Below are 506 nucleotides of genomic sequence, written 5' to 3'. Positions count from 1 at the left end.
GGTTCGCACCTTCGCTTGCGCTAAGCGCTCCCCTTAACCTTCCAGCACCGGGCAGGTGTCAGCCCCTATACTTCGCCTTACGGCTTCGCAGAGACCTGTGTTTTTGATAAACAGTCGCTTGGGCCTTTTCACTGCGGCTCCCCTGGGCTATTCACCCGAGGGAGCACCCCTTCTCCCGAAGTTACGGGGTCATTTTGCCGAGTTCCTTAACGAGAGTTCTCCCGCGCACCTTAGGATTCTCTCCACGCCTACCTGTGTCGGTTTGCGGTACGGGCACCTCTCACCTCGCTAGAGGCTTTTCTTGGCAGTGTGGAATCAGGCACTTCGGTACTACATTTCCCTCGCCATCACAGCTCAGCCTACTCAAGCGGATTTGCCTACTTGAGGCGCCTAACTGCTTGGACGCGCACAACCAGTCGCGCGCTGACCCTATCCTCCTGCGTCCCCCCATTGCTCAAACGGTGAGGAGGTGGTACAGGAATATCAACCTGTTGTCCATCGCCTAC

The 506-nt window shown here is 57.1% G+C and carries 1 rRNA gene; it reads right to left on the bottom strand.

Annotated elements, in window-relative coordinates:
- Positions 1–506: ribosomal RNA gene (locus LD028_RS02525) — 23S ribosomal RNA — on the bottom strand; the annotation flags it as partial.

The organism is Anoxybacillus sp. LAT27 (genome assembly GCF_022030075.1).
Classification (GTDB): domain Bacteria; phylum Bacillota; class Bacilli; order Bacillales; family Anoxybacillaceae; genus Anoxybacillus; species Anoxybacillus kestanbolensis.
The sequence above is the reverse complement of the archived record's forward strand: the minus strand, read 5'-3'. Positions and strand labels throughout refer to the sequence as shown.